General features: G+C 38.5%; 19 protein-coding genes. 1 reads left to right on the forward strand and 18 read right to left on the reverse strand.

Annotation, left to right across the window (positions count from 1 at the left end):
• Position 1 precedes the first annotated feature (1 nt).
• The 6 genes from gldG to ABJ974_RS10495 all read right to left on the reverse strand — a co-directional run bounded on the left by gldG (position 2) and on the right by ABJ974_RS10495 (position 5,643).
• Positions 2-1,672, reverse strand: a complete 1,671-nt coding sequence (gene gldG / locus ABJ974_RS10470; protein ID WP_419868197.1) for a gliding motility-associated ABC transporter substrate-binding protein GldG — start codon at positions 1,670-1,672, stop codon at positions 2-4.
• A 4-nt stretch (positions 1,673-1,676) separates the two neighbouring features.
• The gene (locus ABJ974_RS10475) at positions 1,677-2,405 is read right to left on the reverse strand and encodes an ABC transporter permease (RefSeq protein WP_419868198.1); all 729 of its coding nucleotides are present in this window, start codon (positions 2,403-2,405) and stop codon (positions 1,677-1,679) included.
• 49 nt (positions 2,406-2,454) lie between these two features.
• A complete protein-coding gene (locus ABJ974_RS10480) occupies positions 2,455-3,006 on the reverse strand; it encodes a CopD family protein (protein WP_419868199.1) in 552 nt (183 codons plus the stop codon).
• A gap of 141 nt (positions 3,007-3,147) precedes the next feature.
• A complete protein-coding gene (gene kbl / locus ABJ974_RS10485) occupies positions 3,148-4,344 on the reverse strand; it encodes a glycine C-acetyltransferase (protein WP_419868200.1) in 1,197 nt (398 codons plus the stop codon).
• Between the two features lie 86 nt (positions 4,345-4,430).
• Positions 4,431-5,006 carry a hypothetical protein gene (locus tag ABJ974_RS10490; protein ID WP_419868201.1) on the reverse strand — a complete coding sequence of 192 codons (576 nt, stop codon included), beginning with the start codon at positions 5,004-5,006 and terminating at the stop codon, positions 4,431-4,433.
• A 106-nt stretch (positions 5,007-5,112) separates the two neighbouring features.
• Positions 5,113-5,643 (reverse strand): hypothetical protein, encoded by a 531-nt coding sequence (locus ABJ974_RS10495; protein WP_419868202.1) that lies wholly within the window; start codon positions 5,641-5,643, stop codon positions 5,113-5,115.
• Positions 5,644-5,807: 164 nt separating this feature from the next.
• Between ABJ974_RS10495 and ABJ974_RS10500 the strand changes: the two genes are divergently transcribed.
• Positions 5,808-6,140, forward strand: coding sequence for a helix-turn-helix transcriptional regulator (locus ABJ974_RS10500; protein WP_419868203.1), 333 nt, complete (start codon positions 5,808-5,810; stop codon positions 6,138-6,140).
• A gap of 41 nt (positions 6,141-6,181) precedes the next feature.
• Here the strand turns inward: ABJ974_RS10500 and ABJ974_RS10505 are convergent, their stop codons facing one another.
• The 12 genes from ABJ974_RS10505 to ABJ974_RS10560 all read right to left on the reverse strand — a co-directional run bounded on the left by ABJ974_RS10505 (position 6,182) and on the right by ABJ974_RS10560 (position 21,565).
• Positions 6,182-8,110 carry a M1 family aminopeptidase gene (locus ABJ974_RS10505; RefSeq protein WP_419868204.1) on the reverse strand — a complete coding sequence of 643 codons (1,929 nt, stop codon included), beginning with the start codon at positions 8,108-8,110 and terminating at the stop codon, positions 6,182-6,184.
• 89 nt (positions 8,111-8,199) lie between these two features.
• On the reverse strand, positions 8,200-9,672 hold the full coding sequence (gene dacB, locus ABJ974_RS10510) for a D-alanyl-D-alanine carboxypeptidase/D-alanyl-D-alanine endopeptidase (RefSeq protein ID WP_419868205.1): 1,473 nt from the start codon (positions 9,670-9,672) through the stop codon (positions 8,200-8,202).
• A 161-nt stretch (positions 9,673-9,833) separates the two neighbouring features.
• The gene (priA, locus tag ABJ974_RS10515) at positions 9,834-12,281 is read right to left on the reverse strand and encodes a replication restart helicase PriA (protein WP_419868206.1); all 2,448 of its coding nucleotides are present in this window, start codon (positions 12,279-12,281) and stop codon (positions 9,834-9,836) included.
• A 157-nt stretch (positions 12,282-12,438) separates the two neighbouring features.
• A complete protein-coding gene (locus tag ABJ974_RS10520) occupies positions 12,439-13,347 on the reverse strand; it encodes an AEC family transporter (RefSeq protein ID WP_419868207.1) in 909 nt (302 codons plus the stop codon).
• 136 nt (positions 13,348-13,483) lie between these two features.
• Positions 13,484-14,146 (reverse strand): copper homeostasis protein CutC, encoded by a 663-nt coding sequence (locus tag ABJ974_RS10525; RefSeq protein WP_419868208.1) that lies wholly within the window; start codon positions 14,144-14,146, stop codon positions 13,484-13,486.
• Between the two features lie 29 nt (positions 14,147-14,175).
• Positions 14,176-15,171, reverse strand: a complete 996-nt coding sequence (locus ABJ974_RS10530) for an isoaspartyl peptidase/L-asparaginase family protein (RefSeq protein ID WP_419868209.1) — start codon at positions 15,169-15,171, stop codon at positions 14,176-14,178.
• 81 nt (positions 15,172-15,252) lie between these two features.
• Positions 15,253-15,732, reverse strand: coding sequence for a DUF6691 family protein (locus ABJ974_RS10535; protein ID WP_419870966.1), 480 nt, complete (start codon positions 15,730-15,732; stop codon positions 15,253-15,255).
• Between the two features lie 14 nt (positions 15,733-15,746).
• On the reverse strand, positions 15,747-16,310 hold the full coding sequence (locus ABJ974_RS10540; protein WP_419868210.1) for a YeeE/YedE family protein: 564 nt from the start codon (positions 16,308-16,310) through the stop codon (positions 15,747-15,749).
• A gap of 1 nt (position 16,311) precedes the next feature.
• Positions 16,312-17,727: an MBL fold metallo-hydrolase gene (locus ABJ974_RS10545; RefSeq protein WP_419868211.1), complete on the reverse strand. Its 1,416-nt coding sequence runs from the start codon at positions 17,725-17,727 to the stop codon at positions 16,312-16,314.
• Between the two features lie 83 nt (positions 17,728-17,810).
• Entirely contained in the window at positions 17,811-18,605 is a 795-nt protein-coding gene (locus tag ABJ974_RS10550) for a sulfite exporter TauE/SafE family protein (RefSeq protein WP_419868212.1), read from the reverse strand.
• Between the two features lie 58 nt (positions 18,606-18,663).
• Positions 18,664-19,302: a Crp/Fnr family transcriptional regulator gene (locus ABJ974_RS10555; protein WP_419868213.1), complete on the reverse strand. Its 639-nt coding sequence runs from the start codon at positions 19,300-19,302 to the stop codon at positions 18,664-18,666.
• A 7-nt stretch (positions 19,303-19,309) separates the two neighbouring features.
• Positions 19,310-21,565 carry a glycoside hydrolase family 20 protein gene (locus tag ABJ974_RS10560; protein ID WP_419868214.1) on the reverse strand — a complete coding sequence of 752 codons (2,256 nt, stop codon included), beginning with the start codon at positions 21,563-21,565 and terminating at the stop codon, positions 19,310-19,312.
• Positions 21,566-21,639 lie beyond the last annotated feature (74 nt).

Here is a 21,639-nt window from a genome sequence, read left to right on the forward strand (position 1 = left end):
TTTAACTAAATTTTCTTTTTCTCAGCCAGAAGAACAATCCTCCCAACGCTCCTATCACCACTAAAGGAAGCAGCAGATTAAACCATTGCCAATTTGTTTTCTCTTCAGTAATCCGCTGTCTGTCCAGCAGTCTTTCCTCAATATTGCGGTTTCTCAGTTCCATAAGGTTGCTGTCGTCCAGTAAATAGTCAAGGGCATTTCTCAGGAACTGTTCATTTCCGAACTGCTCGTTGGTCAGAAGATCCACACCTAATGGTAAAGGCTCTCCTTTAATTACTTTATTTCTTCCCACATCTCCGTCTGCAATGATGATCATCTTATTGTCAGGGCTTTCTGTTTTAAAGCCGGGATAAGATTTTCTTTCAATTCTGGAAGCATATGCAGAATTAAATTTTCCCTCCAGGGCCACCGCATAAATCTTCGGTGTGCTTGGTTTTTCCATTTGTCCGAGGCTGTCCACACTTGCAATTTCTTTAAGGTCCACATAATTGGGAACCTGTTTTAAAAGGGTTTTCTCACTGGATTCAAAAAGGACATGGGTTTTTATATTTTTTCTTCCACCTAGTGTATCGATAGAGGTAGGAAATTCAAATTTAACGGGATTGATATTCTTAGTAACGGGATGATCATGTTCAGCAATTCCCAAAGGAAAATATGGCCATGGTAAGCTGGTATACTGAGGGTTTCCGCTTACTTCACCGGTTACCAGTCTCAACAGTGCAAATTTCTTTACATCTTTTACCAATGCCGGATTGATTCTTATTCCATAGTTAAAAAAGAAATCCGTCATATTGATATCGACAGGAAAAGGCATCACTTTTTTGGAACGGGTCAAGGTATCCATCTCTGCATTGACCGCATCGATCATCCAGAGTGTTTTTCCGCCATTCATGATATACTGGTCCAGTATAACTTTTTCACCATCTGTAAATGCTTTTCTCGGCTTGGCAATCACCAACGCATTCATCTGTTTTAATAACGGTACATCTGCTAATGTCAGTTCCGTCTGGTTTTTCGGGATGATAGGACCTGCTTCATAATTCTCCAGTGCCAGATGCATGAATCCCTGAAATTCATCGGGACTTAATTCATCCTGATTAATTAAAATTCCGATTTTCTTTCTTTTATCGGTGGAAATATTCTTGATGTTAGATACCAGGTTATATTCAAGGTTTTCAATAGATTTGGTAAGCTGCTGGTCCGCATCAATACCGGTCTGTTGTACTACCAGCGGAATGGAAACTCCTTTATCCACATATTTTACCACAGCATAAGGGAAAAGCACAATCTGGGAAACTTTTCCGTCTTTTACATCAGGAAGTATGGAAGGCTGCATCCCCATTGCCATCAGAGTATCCTGAGACATTTTAGTTTTAATGGGATCTATAAATTTAAAATCTATTTTAGGATTGATTTTCCTAAACTCTTCCAGCATAAATTTAGTTTCTCCCTGAAGCTGTTTAAAGCTTGCCGGAAAGTCCCCTTCCAGGTACACATCTATGGTTAAAGGTTTTTTAACTGATTTTAAAACAGCAATGGTATTATCGGAAAGTGTATATCTTTTTTCTTTGGTAAGGTCCACCCTTATTCCTGAAACAGCAAGAATAACAGATAAAGGCAGAATTACAAACAATAAAATTCCTAAGGGAGATTTAAATGAGATCTTCTTCATGGCTCTACTTCTTTTTGTTGATAAAATGGTTGGACAATACTAGCGTTAAGCCTATGATCAATACAAAATAAGCAACATCTTTACTATCAATCAAACCTCTTGTAAATCCTAAAAAGTGCTGATAGAGACCTATATTCTGTAAAATAAAATCTGCTCCGCCCAAAAGCTTATAGCTTGCCAGCTGCTCAATCCCAAAGTACATAATAAAGCTCATGAAAACACCCAGCAGATAAGCCATAATCTGGTTTTGTGATAAGGAAGAAGCTAAAATTCCTATTCCTGAAAATGCTGCAATCAGGATTACTAATCCGAAATAGCTGCCCAACGTCATTCCCATATCTATATTTCCTGCCGGAACTCCTAATACATAAACGGTATAAAGATATACCAAAGACGGGATGAGGCATAGAACCCCCACTACCCAAACCGATAAAAATTTCCCCAATACCAGTTCCGAAACTTTAAGAGGCTGGGAAAACAGCCAGTTCAGCGTACCGGTCTGCTGCTCCTCTGCAAAAGTTTTCATGGATAATGCCGGAATAATAAACATCAGCAGCCATGGAACCAGTACAAAGTAACTTTGAAGGGAGGCAATCCCTATTTCAAAAATATTGGAATCATTATCGAAAAAAAACAAAAAAAGAGTTGCTATTAAACTGAAAGCAGCAATAATGATCCATGCGCTCCAGTTTCCAAAGTAACTCCAAAGTTCTTTTTTAAAAATTGCAATCATAGTTTTTTTGTAAAATGTAAAAGTACAGGGTATCCACCCTACTCCACAATTATTTGTTTTTTTTGTTTTTGTTAACCAGTTTAACCGTCATCATTATCAATAGTACCAGAACGAAAAATCCGGTAATTAATTGCCACCAGTAGACAATTACAGCAGATTTTAATATCACGGTAAAGACTACCAGGAACAGAATAAAGGTGGCAATTTCATTCGCCTGCCTCAATTTTATATTGGCTGAAGGAAGTGTATCTCCTGCCAGTTTTTTAAGCTCTAAAACTTTTTTCCAACACCAGTAGTGGTAAACAGCCAGCCCTATTAAAAAGGTAAGCTTCAGATGAAACCACGGGGTTTTCATTAACCCCATATTCAGAAAAATCATGATGAGACCACATACCGTCATTATAACCCCGGCGGGAACAGTAATGATATTCCACAGCCTTCTTGCCATAAAAGTATATTGTTCACGAAGGATACGCTGCTTTTCCCCTTCAAACTCATCCGTGTCTTTATAATAAACAAATAACCTCACCAGGTAAAATATCCCGGCAAAATAACTTACCATAAAAATGATGTGCAGCGCCTTGATAATGGTGTAGAGCATTATGTAGAATAATTTTCATGCAAAGATAGAATATTTATCAGCATTTAAAAGCAAAAGTTTATATGCAGACTTCAACGGAAAACTATTGAAAAGAAACAAAAAAAGCCTATTTTGACAGGCTTTTTTCATTGATATCTTTTACTAAGAAATTACTCCCAGTTCTTTTCCTACTTTTTCAAAAGCAGCAATTGCCTTATCCAGATGTTCTCTGGTATGTGCGGCAGATAGCTGAACCCTTATTCTTGCTTTTTCTTTCGGTACCACCGGATAGAAGAATCCTATTACATAAATTCCTTCATCCATTAACCTTTCTGCCATTTTCTGGGAAAGCGGTGCATCATACAGCATTACCGGTACGATAGCTGCATCTCCGTCAGGAATATCAAATCCTTTCGCTTTCATCTGTGTTCTGAAATATTCAGCATTTTCCATCACCTTATCTCTTAGGGAAGTATCATCGGAAATCATATCCAAGACTTTCAGAGCAGCTCCTACAATACCCGGAGCTAATGAATTTGAGAATAAATAGGGACGTGAACGCTGTCTCAGCATATCAATAATTTCTTTTTTACCTGAAGTGAACCCACCTAATGCTCCACCCAGCGCTTTCCCCAAGGTAGAAGTAATAATATCCACTCTTCCCATCACTTCATTCGCTTCATGGGTACCACGCCCGGTTTTACCGATAAAACCTGTTGCATGGGAGTCATCAACCATTACCAGGGCATCATACTTGTCTGCCAGATCGCATACTCCTTTTAAGTTGGCAACAATTCCATCCATGGAAAACACACCATCAGTTACAATAATTTTAAAACGGTGATTTTTCTCTGAAGCGGCTTTCAACTGTGCTTCGAGATCTTCCATATTATTGTTTTTATAACGGTATCTTGCGGCTTTACATAAACGGACTCCATCAATAATGGAAGCATGGTTCAGCTCATCAGAAATAATGGCATCCTCTTCTGTAAACAGAGGTTCAAATACTCCTCCGTTAGCATCAAAGCAAGCCGCATAGAGAATAGTATCTTCCAGGCCTAAAAACTCAGCGATCTTCTCTTCCAGCTGCTTATGAATATCCTGAGTACCACAGATAAAACGAACGGAAGACATTCCATATCCATGAGACTGAATCATATCCTGAGAAGCTTTCATTACTTCCGGATTATTGGACAGTCCCAGATAATTGTTGGCACAAAAATTCAGTAATTTTTTTCCATTGGCTTCAATTTCGGCACTCTGCTGAGAAGTAATAATTCTTTCTCTTTTATAAAGTCCGTCATTTTCAATGTTTTTAAGCTCGTTTTGTAGGGTTTCAAGATATTTTTCAGAAATCATTCTATAATTTTTTAAGATTTGCTAATTTAATAAAAAAAGCCATTTCATTTCCGAAACAGCTTTTAATTTTCCATAGTGAAAACAAATTATTTCAGCAGAGGAACGACCGTATGGGATAACATCTGCCGTACATCTTCCAAATTTTTTTTGTCTATTTTTTTATAATCTTTCCAATTAGTAACCATTACAACTTCCCCCTGATTATTGACCACTATAAATTTGGAAAAATCCGGAATCGCTTCAAACTGTGAGGGTGTTATCTCCGTTACAAAAGTTGTATTGCGTTTTTTTACTCCTCCTTCATATGCGGAGTCCTTCAATACAAGCATTTTAGCATCCTGAGATTCTTTTTCTACGATCTTTATAGCACTTTTAATCCGGGTATCTTCCTCTGCTTCCACCAATACTACATAAACCTCTGTATTATAATCCTTTTCGAGTTTCAGAGCTTCCGGAAGATGCTCTATACAGGGTACACACCAGCTTGCCAATGTATAAAAGACCGTATTAGGCTTATCCGAACTTTTTGCTATACACAGGAGATCGCTTTTATCCACAGCCGTCAGGTTTATAATTTTAGATTTCTGTAAGTTGCAGCTATTCTGCTGTCCTGAGGAGAGAAAACCAACTAAGGACAGAACGGGAATTAAAAATAATTTCATAGTGATTGAGATGTTTAAAATAAGTTTTCATTGAGGTTAAAATAATTTACCATCCTATGAATGGCATAGAATGGTAAATTTAATTATTTTATCTGTATGGATTAAATTAATTTATTTTGGTGACCTCCAATTCATATCCGCCATATTCGCCAATAGAATTATCCAGCTGATAAACTCCTGCTTTGATAACGTATTCATTATTCACATCAATATCCTGGTCTACATAAAATGAGGTATCAAACTGATTAGGATCCATTGCATTATTCAGTTCGATATAAGCTGCATATTTGGTAGGATCATCATAGTTTTCCCTTATGAGTCCGGTGTAAGGATAATTGGCCCGGGTAGCATCTTTGGTCCAGATAATGGTGATCCAAAAGGCTGCCAGCCGGCATACTCCAAATCCAAAACAGTTTCTGGAAGCCCTTCCCAGGTCAAATGCAAATCCCACTCCTCCTCCATCAATAGCTTTGGAAGTTGCAGTTCCCAGATTTCCTGTCCGGGATCCCAAAGAAGGAACATTTTGAGCAGACAGCTGCGTTTTCTGAATTTCAGAATCATCATTTCCATTACAGGAAGTGAAGGTTAACATCCCAGCTAATAAGAAAGCACTGAAAATTGACATTGTTTTTTTCATGGTATATTATTTAAGATTAGTTCAACACTAAAATAAATAATAAATTATCACAAAAAGTTCCAATAGTTTGCAATTATTTTGCAATAACCTGCAAATTTTGCATAAAATAAATTCAAATATATTTTATTTATAAAATAATTTTCATATTTGTAAAAACTAATACCATGCAAAAGGAAAAACTCCGTTTAATAAGGAAAAACAAAGGCATCACCCAAAAACAAATGGCTGATTTCCTATGTACTGCCATTTCCAACTACTGCAGGAAAGAGAATGGCGAAGTAAAAATTATAAAAAGCGAATGGGAAAAAATAGCAAAATTCCTGGGTGTTCCTATTGAGGATATCTTTGAAGAGGATCATATGCTGGAATCCTCCGCTATTACCGTGAATCACCACATGAGTACTTCTGTCATCGAAAATCTTCAGGATTACATCAAACTCCTGAAAGATGAGAACAATAAATTGAAAGAAAAAATTGAGCTCCTGGAAAATACCTGATCATCATAAAAAAAGCCCTCATTTTCTGAAGGCTTTTAATTTTAATTTTTCAGGAATTTTATGTTTTGATCTTTTATTTTAAAAATATAGGCTCCGGGAATCAATTCAGAAATAGCAACAGGTTTTCCGGGCTGGGCTTTTCCTTTTTTCAATAATTTTCCATCCAGGCCATAGATAGTAAATTCTTCTGATCTTTTCAGTCCTTTTACATACAGTTCATTTCCAGCAGGTACCGGATAAATCCCCAGCTCATCCAGCTCATAAGAAGCTACATTCAGGGTGGCATCCTCGGTAACCGTTGAATTTTTTTCCAGAATCTGATATTCATAATTAAATTCTATACCGGCCACTGGAAAGGAGACCTGCTCTACAAAATATTCATCATTCATTATATTATCCAACACCAAATAAGCTACCTGTCCTCCGGTCCCATTTACTTTTACAGGTAAAGGCATTTTAAAGAAGCTTACAGAAGGATGACTCTGGGTCTGGGAAACTTTAAAGGTAAGTGCCTGATTGGTACCCTGCTTCCATTTGATATTATAAACAGGATATCCTTCTCCATATACCCAATTATTAAAAAACTCGGTAAAATCTTTTCCGGTCGACTGGAGAAGGGAATTTTTCAAATCCGGTGTTGTAGCATAATTGTAAGCCAGTTCCGGCCTGGAATGATAATCCTGCAATGCCTGATAGAAAGCGGTTTCACCTAATATCCATTTCAGCATTCGGAGAATATATCCTCCCTTAGCATAAGAGAGTCTTCCGCTAAAGACAGTTCCGACACTTCCTAAATTGGCATCGGCTACATAAGTACTTCCTCCAGGAGCACTGGTAATATAATTTTTCTGATCCAGAAGATATGATAAAAACTCGGTCTGGGTCATGAGCAGCTTTTCATACGCCACATGTTCTCCGAAGGTGGCAAAGCCTTCATTGAGCCATATATCATTCCATGCCCCACAGGTGACCTTATCTCCAAACCACTGATGGGCGAGTTCATGGGCTATTACGTATCTTCCCCATCCACTCATCGAAGACATGGTCTGATGTTCCATACATACGCCATTATATTGAAATTCCATATGCCCGTATTTTTCACTTCTGAAAGGATAAGGCCCAAAATAAGTTTCAAAGGTGTTCATGATCTGCTTCGTCCATTCGATATTAGACATGGTCACGGGGTCATTAGCCGTAGTGGGATAAATATAATTTACAAAAGGAAACGGTGGATTTCCTATCGTATCATTCAGCTTTACAAAATCCGTGATGGACAAGGCCACCAGATAAGCAGTAATGGGATACATCGTCCGCCAGAATGTGAGCTTCTGCCCACCAGGCAACACGGTTTCAGACATCAGCTTTCCATTGGCAGCAACATTATACTGGGAAGGAGTTGTGATTTTAAAATCAAAGCGGTCAATCTTATCATTCATGCTCTGCTTGGTGGGAAACCAGTCCTGGGCTCCATAAGGTTCATTGAGAGTAGAAAGAATAGGCGTTCCGTTTTGAGATCCTACCGAAAAGGCATTATTATCCGTAGACGGCGCCCCGGAATAGTGAATGGTTAAAGAATCCAGCACATTAGCAGAAAGTGCGGAAGGAAAATCTATTTTAAGCTCCTTGGTCGCCAGCTGTTGAAAAGCAAGGCTTGTTCCATGGTATTCCACCTGGGAAACGGTTAAAACATCAGCCAGATCAAAATAAATCTGGGATATAGCCTGATTAGGCTTAAAGTGAGAGGTGACAGAGCCGGAGATATGGTAAACCGCCGGATCCAGTGTAACGTCCATTCTCTGGTACTGTAAATCGTAGTTTAAGGTATTGGGATTTACATTATAAGCGAGCATTTTATGAGTAAAGGATTTCATTTCCTTCATTCTTAAAGCTTTCATTTCTTCATTCCCAGCCTGAGCATATAATAGCTGAGACAGAGAAATACTGATGAACAAAAGATATAATTTTCTCATAAGCAGATTATTGATTTAGCAAAGAATAAAGATAAAAAAAACCTTCTAATCAAAGATTAAAAGGTTTATATATCAATTAAATATATTTTCTAAAGATCTAAAGCAGGCTGCAAAATTCTTTCCATTCTTGCTTTTACCTGGTCTACCGACCCGGAATAATTATTAACTAGTAAAGAAAAAACTAATGTTCTTCCTGAATTGGTTTTCATATATCCTGCTAATGTTTTCACTTTATTTAAGGTTCCGGTTTTCGCAAAGATCTGCCCGTTCCCTTCTCCCAGAAACATTCTTTTTAATGTTCCGGACTGTCCTCCTACCGGTAATGAAGAAAAATAGGTCTTATAATATTTTTCATCCATTAAAGAAGTTAAAAACTTAACCTGTGAGATTGGTGTAACGAGATTACTTCTTGATAATCCGCTGCCATCCATATAGTTAAGACCGGCCAAATCAAAAGAAACATCCTTTAAATGGCTGGTTACTACCATTCTACCTGATTCGGATGTCTGATCTCCCAATTTTTGGAATCCTACTGTCTTCAGCAATGCTTCCGCCAGGGAATTATCACTTCTCTGATTGGTATAATATATAATATCCGCCAAGGTTGGAGATTTATACACTGAAATCATTTTTCTGCTTTCCGGTGAAAGGTCGGTCATTTTAGGAGTTACCTTTCCTGTTACTGCCATTCCGTTTTTAGCCATCGTAGACTTCAGCGTGTTGGCCAGATAGGAAGGTGCTGCCGGTAAAGTTGTCGTTAAGTTACCTTCGCCTTCATATTTTTCAGCATACACCATCTGATTGGCGTAAGGAGAAACATAAAAATACTTTTTATCTCCGGAAAGATTGCTTAATTTTTTGGTGATCAGCTTTTCATTAGCCGGGTTTATTTCACGTGTGGTTCCTACGGGTAAATAATAGTTACCGTTTTCCAACCAAACAACATTTTCCGGAAGTCTTGTAATATTACCTTTGAAAAGCGCTGTCTGGATGATGATATCTCCATTTACTTTTTTGATTCCTTCGCGTGAAATACCACTCATAAAATCTGAAACGATCTCCCTGTAAGACCATGCCCCGGCCTTATTGGTTCCCAAAGAAGGATCACCGCTTCCTACAATATAAAGGTTTCCGTTAAGAACTCCGTTTTCATCAACAGTACCGGAATATTCCAACTGAGTCATCCAACGGTAGTTTTCCCCCAACATATTCATTGCTGTTTCCGTAGTCAGCAATTTTGTGGTAGAAGCCGGAACCAGCGGAGTGTTCTCATTGTACGAAGAAATAATTTTCTTTGTTTTCGGATCATAAACTACGAATCCCCAATTGGCATTTTTAAGCACAGGATCCGCCATCATTGTGTTTACATTAATGTCTACAAGCTCCTTTGGAGACAAAAGAGCTTTCTCTACAACTGACGTTACAGGTGAAGGTAAATTAAGATTACTTTTCTGATTTTCGTAAGCCTGAGAATATAGAACTGTAGATACGGTTGTCTGAGCAAGGAAAAAACCAGAAGCTAACACCGTAATACCTGAAATATACTTTCTGAAATTTAACATCTAATCTTCTTTTTTGTGTTCATGTTTTGGATGACCGGAAACCGTATTGGTTAAATCCATTCTTCATCCCGAACATTAAATGAACGACCAAATGTAGAAATTATTGTTATAAATCAGTCTATCAGGGCGTTATAAAAGCCCATAAAATATGTTAAAAATTGTTAAAAATCCACAAATATATCTTTTTTGATACTCTGATAAGCTGTGATTTCATCAAATTCATTCAAACTTAGCAAAACCATCTTTTTAAATTTATCGTAGTTTTTTCCCCTTGGAAGTTTAAGCAAAATCTGAAACTGGTACAGGTTATTAAGCCGTGCAATCTGTGCTCTTTCCGGACCGAGAACACATTCTTCAGGAAGGTATTTTCTGAGAATAGATCCCAAAAACTGGGAAGCGCGGTTTACCTTATCTTCTTTCCTGTGTTTAAGCTCAATCATAATCAGCTTCGTGTAGGGCGGATAATGGAACTTCTGACGTTCGCTGAGCAGATAGTCATATATTTTGGAGACATCATTCATTTTAATAAGCTGAAATACGGAATGATCCGGATTAAAGGTCTGAATGATAATTTTTCCTTTCCCCGAAGTTCTTCCTGCCCTTCCCGACACCTGAGTGATCAGCTGATAAGCTCTTTCCTCCGCCCGGAAATCCTGAACATATAATAAAGAGTCCGCTTTAGGAATGGCTACCATTTCAATATGATCAAAATCCAGTCCTTTGGAAATCATCTGTGTTCCTACGATGATATCCGTTTCACGGTCTTCAATTTTCTCGTAAAGCTTTTCATAGGCAAACTTTTTCCGCATGGAGTCCACATCCATTCTGTCAACTTCATAATCAGGAAATATTTTGGAAACTTCTTCATGAATCTGTTCCACGCCTACTCCTCTTTCATTAAGGTTCTCGGAATGGCACTTAGGGCAGACTCTCGGCTTGGAAGCCCGCTGGCCGCAATAATGGCATTTCATTTCATTGGCCGCTTTATGGTAGGTCATTACCACATCACAATTGGAACAGTAGTTTACATATCCGCAGGTTTCACACTCCACTACATTGGCATAACCACGACGGTTATGAAGAACGATTACCTGGTTCTTCTCTTCAAGATTTCTTTTAATCTCTTCTATAAGGTGTAAGGAAAAATTACCGGATACTTTTTTGGATTCCTGAGCTTCTTTAAAATTAATCAGCTCATATTCTGGTAATTTCACGTTTCCAAATCTCTCATTGAGAAAGATGTATTTCAGCTTACCTTTTTGAGCAAGATAATAGCTTTCTACGGATGGAGTTGCAGAACCGAGGATGACTTTAGCTTTGTAAAATCCTCCTAACAGCAAGGCAGCATCTTTTGCATTAAAATAGGGGGAAACTTCTCTGGGCTTATAGGCGGAATCGTGCTCTTCATCCACTACAATCAGACCTATATCGCGGAATGGTAAAAACAACGCATTTCGGGTGCCTACTAAAATTTTAATATCGTTGTTCCGGATTCTTCTCCAAACCTCAACCCTTTCAAAGTCGGTGAGCTTCTGATGGTAAAAGCCGAGCTGTTTACCGTACTTTTTTTCTAATCTTTGGGTAATCTGCTTGGTTAAAGATATTTCAGGAAGCAGAAAAAGGACATTTTTCCCCTGGCTGATGCATTCTTCAATTTTCTCCAGGTAAATATGGGTTTTTCCTGAAGAGGTAACTCCGTGAAGTAAAACATTTCTGTTTTCTTCAAATGCTTCATCTATCTGCTGTTTTGCCCATAGCTGATTATCAGACAGTTCTTCAAGTTCTTCTATTTCTCCTTCATAACTTTCCAAACGGTCTTTCTGTACATAATATTCTTCCACAAAACCTTTATCTACCAACGGCTTACAATGGGACTGTGCAAAATATCCGTCTTCAAATAATTCCGATTTTTTAATGAGAGCATCAGGATTTTCTGTCTGAATGGATAATATTTTCAGAAACAGCTCTTTCTGCTTCGGAGCCCGGTCCAGTCTGGAAAGTACTTCCATAAGGTCCTGATTATTCAGAAAACCGGCGGGAATCTTTACATACGCAATTTCCCGTGCCTTATATTTTTCGGCTATTTTTTCATCAATTTCAATATACTGAAGATCAATAAGAGAATTGATGGTTTTAATAATATCTTTTTTAGGAATAAATGCCTCAATATCCGTAAGATTGATCAATTGCCGTACTTCTAAAGCCTGAATAAGATACATTTCATTAACATCCAGATTTTCAAAATCAACAGTAACATTAGGCTTTAGCTTCAAATAGGTTTCACTTTCCAGCTTTAAGGAAGAAGGAAAAGCAAAACGGTAGATCTCTCCGAGACTGCACAGATAATATTCCGAAAGCCAGTTCCAGAAATCAATCTGTTCCGGAGGAAGAATGGGACGTTCATCCAAAATACTGATCACTTCTTTCGGAACAAAATTTTCGGGCTGCTGGTCATGGATTTCAAAAACAATTCCCGTATAGATTTTTTTACCCCGGAACGGCACCAGGACCCTCATCCCTACCTGAATTACAGGAATCAGCTCATTCGGAACTTTATAGGTAAAAGATCCTTTTAAATTTAAGGGTAAAACTATCTGGACGTATTGCAAGGGAAATAATTAAACTGTAAAATTAGAATTTTCTTCAGAGAACTGCAATTTTTTGTTGGGACTAAAATCGTTATGTTTCTTTCATCTGACTATTACGGTAAAAATAAAAGGTATACTACCCCGAAACCGTTGAACGGAAGCGTCTCTTATACTCAATTTAAAATATCAGATTAATAATTTCATACCACACCGCGGTTGTAAAAAACCCTACGATAATGCTTATCCCAATAATCAGGTTGGTTAATTTGGTATTCAGGCGGAATTGTTCTGCAATAATACTGGAAGTCACCACCGTGGGCATAGCAGCTTCAAAAATGGTGATTTTAGCTACATCTCCCTTCACTCCGAATAATAAGGCCAGTCCCAAAACCATTGCCGGAGCAAGGATCAGCTTATAAAGCATGGAAGTTGAGATCTGTGGAATCAGTTTTTTCCAACCATTGAATTTCAGCTGTAATCCTACGGAAAATAATGCCAAAGGGCTCACAGTAGCTGCCAGTTTATCAAAGAAAGGTTCCGCCACACTAAAATCTATAAAGGGAGAAAGAGCCAATGCTCCGATACATCCCAATAATGGCGGAAATGTAATCAGTCTTTTTAAAATAAACTTCGCACTTACTTTTCCAGATTTGCTTCCTCCTTTCACCGCAGCAATGATTCCCAAAGTGGAAAGTGCCAAAAACATCGTCTGATCACAGATAATGGCGATGCTCAACAAGCTTTCCCCGTAAAAAGCACTGATGAGGGGAAAACCGATGAAAGAGGTATTGCTGTAACCACTTGTTAATTCCATTGTACTTCTCGATCTTCTGGAATATCCTTTCTTTTTACTGTAAAAAAGCATGAATACAACACTGAAAACGGCAATAAGAAAAGTGGCTACAATAGGAAAAAGCATATCTAAAGTCCAGTGTACTTTAGGTAAATATTTAAAAGAAACTGCCGGTAATGCAAGATAAAGAATCCAGGTATTGATACCTTTGTGAGCGTCCGGGTGGATAGATTTTGTTTCTTTGAATACCATTCCTGCCAGAATGCACACCCCGATCAAAACAAAATTTACCATAATTTTAAAGAAATATGATGCAAAGGTAAGATGGATTTTTTAGTTAGAAACAGAAATATTCAACTTTTTTAAATAAAATTGAGTCTTCAGGATATTCTAAAACTTCTCCCATCCTGGAAATTACGAATGTTCAGTATTATTTACTTTTTAAAGCAATGACCTCATCAGCATTGGCAAAAGCACCTCCGTCCGTAATTGCCGAAGAATGGAAATAGCCGGCATCCGTATATGCTCTTATATCCTGAATATTGGTGGAACGCAGCCCTCCACCTGCCAAAATTTCTATTCTGCCACGGGAAAGCTCCACTAATCTTTTAAGGTTTTCCTTACCTTCCGATACATTAGGTTTCTGTCCTGAAGTAAGAATGGTTTTAAATCCGCATTCAATAACCTTTTGCAAGGAGTTTTCAAGTCCAGTGGCACGGTCAAAGGCACGATGAAAAGTACAGGGTAAAGGTTCGGCCAGTTTTACCAGTTCTTTATTCTGCTCCTCATTCACCTCATTACTCTGATCTAAAATTCCAAAAACAAATCCGTCCACCTGTAAAGATTTCAGACGTAAAATATCTTCTTTCATTTGCAGAAATTCCTTTTCTGAGTATGTAAAATCCCCTCCTCTGGGGCGTATCATTACAAAAATAGGGATATCAATCTGAGATCTGAGGTCTTTTGTTGTTTCAAAATCCGGAGTTGTTCCCCCTTCCTCCAGTCCGTCACATAATTCTATTCTGTCTGCACCATTCTGAAAGGCAATAATTGCCGATTCAGGATTAAAACATGCTATTTCTATTTTAGACATTGTCCTTAACTGTTTATCTTTTATAGGGTTTATTTTAAAGCAAATTCAGGTTTTTCCAAACGGTTTCCTTTCTGATCATACACTGCAAAGCTGAACCCATCCTGAATGCAATAGGAACCATATTCTCCTTTTTTATTCAGTGCGATAAATCCTACCTGAATATCCTTTACATTTTTATTTCTGTGCTGAGTAATTTTCACTATTCTTTCCACTGCTTCTTTACAAGCCTGTTGAGGACTTCTCCCCTGTCTCATCAGCTCCACCACAAGATGGGTTCCCACTGTTCTTATCACTTCTTCTCCATGTCCGGTGGCCGTTGCAGCACCCACTTCGTTATCGACAAATAGTCCGGCCCCTATGATAGGCGAATCACCTACCCGTCCATGCATTTTGAAAGCCATTCCGCTTGTAGTGCATGCTCCGGAAAGGTTTCCATGGGCATCAAGAGCTATCATCCCGATAGTGTCATGATTTTCTATATTGACAATGGGTTTATACCGACTTGTTTTCAGCCAGTCTTTCCATTCTTTTTCGGATTCCGGAGTTAGCAGGTTTTCTTTTTTAAATCCTTCTGATAATGCAAACTGAAGAGCACCGTCTCCCACCAGCATTACGTGTGGTGTTTTTTCCATCACGGCTCTCGCCACGGAAATAGGATTTTTAATATATTCAAGGGCAGCTACTGAGCCTATATTATAATTTTCATCCATAATGCAGGCATCCAAAGTTACTCTTCCATCCCTGTCCGGACGACCCCCATATCCTACACTTCTTTCATTGGGATCCAGCTCTACCAGCCGTACTCCTTTTTCCACCGCATCCAATGCTTTTCCTTTATTACCTAAAATGGTCCAGGCTTCTTCATTGGCTTTTAAGCCAAAATTCCATGTAGACAGAACAATAGGTCTGTTAAGTATTTGGTCCTGCTGATCCGGGATTTCTTTGGCAATAAGATCGAGAGGGTTAATGGTAAGTGCCAGAGAAGCTATGGCAGATTTCTTCAGGAATTTTCTTCGGGTATGCATTATTAGATTTTATAGTCCCAAATTAACAAATTTATCAGTAATAAAAAAAAAGAGCTGCAGAATGTTCTGCAGCTTTTATATTTAATGAGGTAGTTTATCTTTAAAATATCCATATACCCAGGTCCCTGCAATGGCACTCAGCAATGTTATACTGACCACCCAGATTCCCGTTCCGATCTGCGCAAACAGCGGTCCGGGGCAGGCTCCTGTGATAGCCCATCCAAATCCAAAAATCAGTCCTCCATAAATCTGACCTTTATTAAATTTTTTAGGAGTAAATGTAATGGGTTCTCCACTCATTGTCTTAACCTTCCATTTTTTGATTATAAAAACCGAAAGCATTCCTACCGCAACAGCACTTCCTATTACTCCATACATATGAAATGACTGCAAACGGAACATTTCCTGAATTCTAAACCAGCTGATCACTTCCGCTTTTACGAAGATTATTCCAAAAGCTATTCCTACCAACAGGTATTTAAGATTGACATACCACTTTTGGGCTGATGTATTCTCGTTTACAGACGGATCATTTATATTTTCAAAGCTCTTCTCTGTCATCATTTAATAATTAATTATAAAGAAAGAATAAGGGGTAAAACAAGATTGGCTACAATGAAACCTCCTGCCATAAAACAAATAGTTGCTACCAGGGAAGGCCACTGTAAGTTGGAAAGTCCCATAATAGAGTGTCCACTGGTACATCCTCCGGCATAGCGGGTTCCAAAGCCTACTAAGAAACCACCTACTACCATCAGGAAAAATCCTTTAAAAGTCAACAGATTCCCCCAATTCATCAGCTGTACCGGAACAAGATTACTATAATCGGTTATTCCATAACCGGCTAATTCTTCTTTCAAATGAGGGTTGACGATGATGTCTTCATTATTCATTAAAAAATGAGCGGCAATCATTCCTCCGAGGAAAATTCCCAATACAAAAAATAAATTCCAGGCTTCCTTCTTCCAGTCATATTTAAAGAAATTGATATTGGCTGGCACACAGGCCGCACAGATATGCCTTAGGGAAGAACTGATTCCAAAAGATTTATTTCCTAAAATAAGCAATACCGGAACCGTCAGTCCTATGAGTGGTCCCGCTACATACCAGGGCCATGGCTCTTTAATGACATTCCACATTTTATTTTATATTTTTACTTTGACAAACAAAATCAGTTTTGGGAACACCGGTTTTAGCAATAGCATTAAAACCTCCTTCCACTTCAGAGAAATTCCTGTAGCCCCTTGCCTGAAGAATACTTGCGGCTATCATACTTCTGTACCCGCCGGCACAATGAATAAAGAAATGCCGGGAAGGATCAATTTCACTGATCCACTCATTGATATTAGCCAGAGGTTTGTTATAGGAAGGATCTACATGCTCTCCACTGTATTCGCTTTCTTTTCTTACATCCAATATGGGGCTTTCTTGTTCGGTCTTTATTCTTTTTTCAAACTCTTCTGCGGAAATCCTGTCAATCGTATCTACTTCTTTTCCGCTAGCTTGCCAGGCATTAAAGCCATCTTTAAGATATCCCAGAACATGGTCAAACCCTACTCTGCTGAGTCTTGTCACCGCTTCTTTTTCCTGTCCTTCATCGGCTATCAGTAAAAGGGGCTGGCTAACGTCCATTATCAGGGCTCCCACCCATGGGGCAAAATCACCATTGAGTCCTATATTGACCGATTGGGGAATAAATCCTTTTGCAAAATCGGAGCTGCTTCTTACATCCAGTAACACAGCACCGGAAGCATCGGCAAGCTCTTCAAACTGATCCGGAGAAAGTGCCTGCAATCCTTTGGAAAGAACTTCATTGAAGCTTTTATATCCTTTTTTATTCATCTCCACATTCATTCCAAAATAAGCGGGAGGAGGTAAAAGTCCATCTACCACTGCTGCAATAAAGCTTTCTCTATCTTTCTGGTTGAGGGCATAGTTGGTTTTCTTCTGATTTCCCAGGGTATCTATCGTTTCTTTCTGCATATTTTTACCACATGCCGAACCTGCACCATGGGCTGGATATACGGTTATTTCATCGTGTAAAGGCATTATTTTATTATAAAGGCTCTCATATAAAAGGCCTGCCAGATCTTCCTGCGTCATGTTAGCAGCTTTTTGTGCCAAATCTGGACGGCCTACATCACCCAGGAATAATGTATCTCCACTGAACAAAGCGGTTTCATTTCCATTTTCATCTATAAGCAGATAGCAGGAACTTTCCAGGGTATGTCCGGGGGTATGAAGGACTTTTATCCGGATATCCCCTACTGTGAATATCTGATTGTCCTCTGCTATGATAGCCTCAAATCCGGGTTTTGCCGTAGGTCCATAAACGATAGGAGCTCCCGTCTGTGCGCTCAGATCAATATGTCCGCTTACAAAGTCAGCATGAAAATGGGTTTCAAAGATATATTTTAATTGTACGTTATCTCTTTCCAGTCTTTCGATATAGGGGTGGGTTTCACGAAGAGGATCTATTATGGCAGCCTCTCCTTTAGATGTAATATAATAGGCTCCCTGAGCCAGACATCCTGTATAAATTTGTTCTACTTTCATCGTTTCAACTAATCTATTTAATTTTGTTCAAATTTCTTATTTTTTTAGTAATAACACTGCAACTTTTGTTACATAAGATTTCATCAGAAAAAAATTTCCCTGATAATAATATAAATTCCCATACTTAAAATAAACCAGCCAAATATAGGCTTTAGTTTTTCTCCATCTATCTTTTTTGATAACTGACTGCCTAAAATAATCCCAATTATTGCTACCAGAGTTACTGACAACAGTAATTTCCATTCAATCTGAACTTTCCCCACGGATGAAAAAAATCCGATTAATGAGTTCAAGGAAATAATTACCAGAGAGGTTCCAACAGCTACTTTCATAGGGGTTTTCAAAAGGTTTACCAATGCCGGAATAATCATAAATCCCCCACCAGCGCCTACCAATCCGGTCAACATTCCCAGTACAGAACCCTCTCCTGCTGCTATAAGGTTTTTATTTCTTCCTAAAAGAGGTACTTCCTTTTCGGTTATCTTTCTTTTTCGAATCATCTTATAGGAAGCAATGATCATCAAAACGGCAAAAATCAACAGCAGAAAAATATTTCTTGTAATGGTAAATTTCCCTATGGTGAACAGATATTCGGGGATAAGGGGCAAAAAATAAGCCCGGGTCAGAAAGATAGAAATTATGGAAGGTATTCCGAATAACACCACCACTCTGAGATTGACCAATTTATTTTTAAAATAAGATAAAGAACCTGCAATACTGCTTACCCCAACAATAAACAAGGAATATTCGGTGGCCGCAAATGCATCAATACCAAAAAGGTAAACCAATACGGGAACTGTAAGTATGCTTCCGCCACCTCCTATCAGCCCCAATGATATTCCAATTAAAACAGATGCAATGTAACCTATGATTTCCATTCTTATTTTTTATGAAAACAAAGATGGGAATAGGCAGAAAATCGTACAGTTACTTTTGTTACATAACTTCCTTTTGAAGTATAATTTTGTTCCGTCCGAGCTTTAGTTTGCCGTCTTCTTCCAATTGCTTCAACAGTCTTGATACCACGACTCTTGCTGTTCCCAACTCATTAGCAAGCTGTTCGTGTGTAATTATAATGACCGGGGACTTCGTAAGTTCATATTTTTTTCGGAGAAGATTCAGCAGTCTCTCATCTACTTTTTTAAAGGCAATAGCATTGATAATATCGAGTAATTCTTCAAACCTTTTATGGTAAAGGCGAAAGATATAATCCAGCCATTCAGGATATTCCTTTATGAATAACGAAACTTTGTCCACGGGAAGAAAAAGTATTTCCGCATCTTCTTCCACTTCTGCTTTTACAATACTTTTTTCATTATGCATTCCTCCCAGAAAAGACATGATGCAGCTTTCACCTGCTTTTATGTAATACAATAATATTTCACGTCCGTCTTCTTCTGTGCGGATCACTTTAATCATTCCCTTCATTACGATAGGAATGGATCGTATGGATGAGTTTTCATCTAAAATAACATCGCCTTCCTCATAACTTTTGGAAATACCAAACTGGTGGAGCTTTTCCACCAATTCAGGAGAGGTCTTAAATTCCGAAGAGAGTACTTTATTTTCTTCCATCTTTTTATTAATTTACTCCAATTTCATCTACAAAAAGCCAAGCTTTAGAGTCGGCTCCGGGATTTCCGGCAGGAATTATTCCTGCATTTTCTATTTTTACTTTTACATACCGGGCACTTTGATTTCCCAAATTCAGTTTAATTTTTCCTTTAGCTTTAAGTATTTCTTCCTTTCCTATTTCTTTAATTAATTTAAAATTCTTCCCATCATCAGAAGTCCAGATCCTGGCTGATCTGGCTAAATGAATCCAGCTTCCTTTGTTGTCCAATGTATTAAAATAAACTTCGGAAAAAGGTGTTTCAGTTCCCAGATCTATCGTTGCCATTACATCCTTACCCGGAAATCCCAGCCATGTTTTGCCTAATTGTCGGGTATTCCCGATAATTCCATCTACGAGTGTAAAAGCTCCTCCAAATGAGTAATTTTCACCAGGCTGATGCTCTAAAGTAATTTTCTTTCCCGTAGCTTTTGAAATGGTAAACTGCTGACCGGAAACCGCGCTTTTCAGCTTGCCGTCTTCAAAATAAGCTGATTTTAGGGTTGACGCTTCGAGGACAGGGATTGGAGCCTGATAAACTAATGAATTGACATTCGGGTCCGAGCCATCCAGGGTATACCGTATTCCCTTCGGGTCCTGCGAAGTGGAAAGCTCATAAGCAATACCTGCTTTCCCAGGAATTACTTTTCCTGCAATATTGTAGATACTTTTAGCATAATTAATATTCATGGCATCCAACCGGGAAAAATGGCGGATCACCCTTCTTTCAAAATCTTTATAGTTTTGGGGATCAGAGGTTCCCCAGCCTACTTCTGAAAGTGCCATCAGGCGGGGAAAGATCATATACTGAACCTGTTTAAAATCTAATATATATTCCGTCCACAGGTTAGCCTGAACTCCGAGAATATATTTTGCTTCTTCTGCATTCAATGCGGATGGAATGGGATTATAGGAATACACTTTATCCAGCGGTGTGTAGCCTCCAAAGGCATTGGGTTCCGTTTGAGGATCTCCCTGGTAATGGTCAAAATAACAATACGCTCCCGGTGTCATTACGGCAAAGTGTTTTGATTTTGCAGCTTCTATTCCACCGTTTATTCCTGTCCAGCTCATTACAGCTGCATTGGGGGCCAGCCCTCCTTCCAAAATTTCATCCCAGCCGATAATCTTTCTTCCTTTTGAGTTGATGTATCTTTCTATCCTCTGGATGAAATAGCTTTGAAGACCATGTTCATCCTTCAAATTATTTTTTCTGATGAGTTCCTGGCAATGGGCACATTCTTTCCATCTTGTTTTAGGACATTCATCTCCGCCGATGTGAATATACCTGGAAGGAAAAAGCTGAATGACTTCATCCAATACATTTTCGAGAAAGGTAAAAGTTTCTTCTTTGGGACAGAATACATCATCAAAAACACCCCATTTAGTAGCCGCTTCAAAAGGTCCTCCTGTACACGCCAATTCGGGATAAGCCGATAAAGCAGCCAAGGCATGCCCCGGCATTTCTATTTCCGGAACGATGGTGATATGTCTTTCCGCCGCATATTTAACGACTTCCTTAATCTGTTCATGAGTATAGAAAAAAGGTCCGTAAGGTGTTCCGTCAAACTGATTATCCACATACGCCCCGATCATTGATTCTTTTCGTTTGGACCCTATCTGAGTGAGCTTCGGATATTTTTTAATTTCAATTCTCCAGCCCTGATCATCCGTTAAATGCCAGTGGAAGGTATTCAGTTTATACATGGCAAGATAGTCTATATATTGTTTTACCTCCTCCACTGTAAAGAAATGCCGGCAAACATCCAGATGCATTCCTCTCCATGAAAATTTTGGCTGGTCTTCTATGGTTAATGATGGGATCTTCCCTTGTTTTTTATGGTCTTCCAATATCTGTATTAAGGTCTGAAGGGCAAGAAAATATCCTTGTTTCGTATAGGACTTAATATGAACAGCTGTTGTCGATATTTCCAGTGAATAGTATTCTTCATTCCGGTTATTTCCGGATGCAGGAAGCATGGAATAGGTAAGCTGGCCGGCTTTATCATTTTTTCCATATTCCCACTTAAGCCATGAACCCAGCCGGTTTTCGAAATACGCAGTCTCTTCTTTGGGAAGGTTTTTACTTAGAATAAATTTTTCCGGAATTATAAATTCACCTTCATTCATTTTTACATGCTGAGGGTAAGGAATTACATTCAGTGGTTTCTGGGATAAAAACAGACCTGAAAATAAAATAAAAAAGAAGACTAGTAATCGCGGCATTTTATTTGATTAAGATTTAAGCGAATATAATTATTTTTAAAAAATCATATTCAATAATTTAACTTATCCGAGAG

The organism is Chryseobacterium sp. CT-SW4, assembly GCF_048572715.1.
Lineage (GTDB): Bacteria > Bacteroidota > Bacteroidia > Flavobacteriales > Weeksellaceae > Chryseobacterium.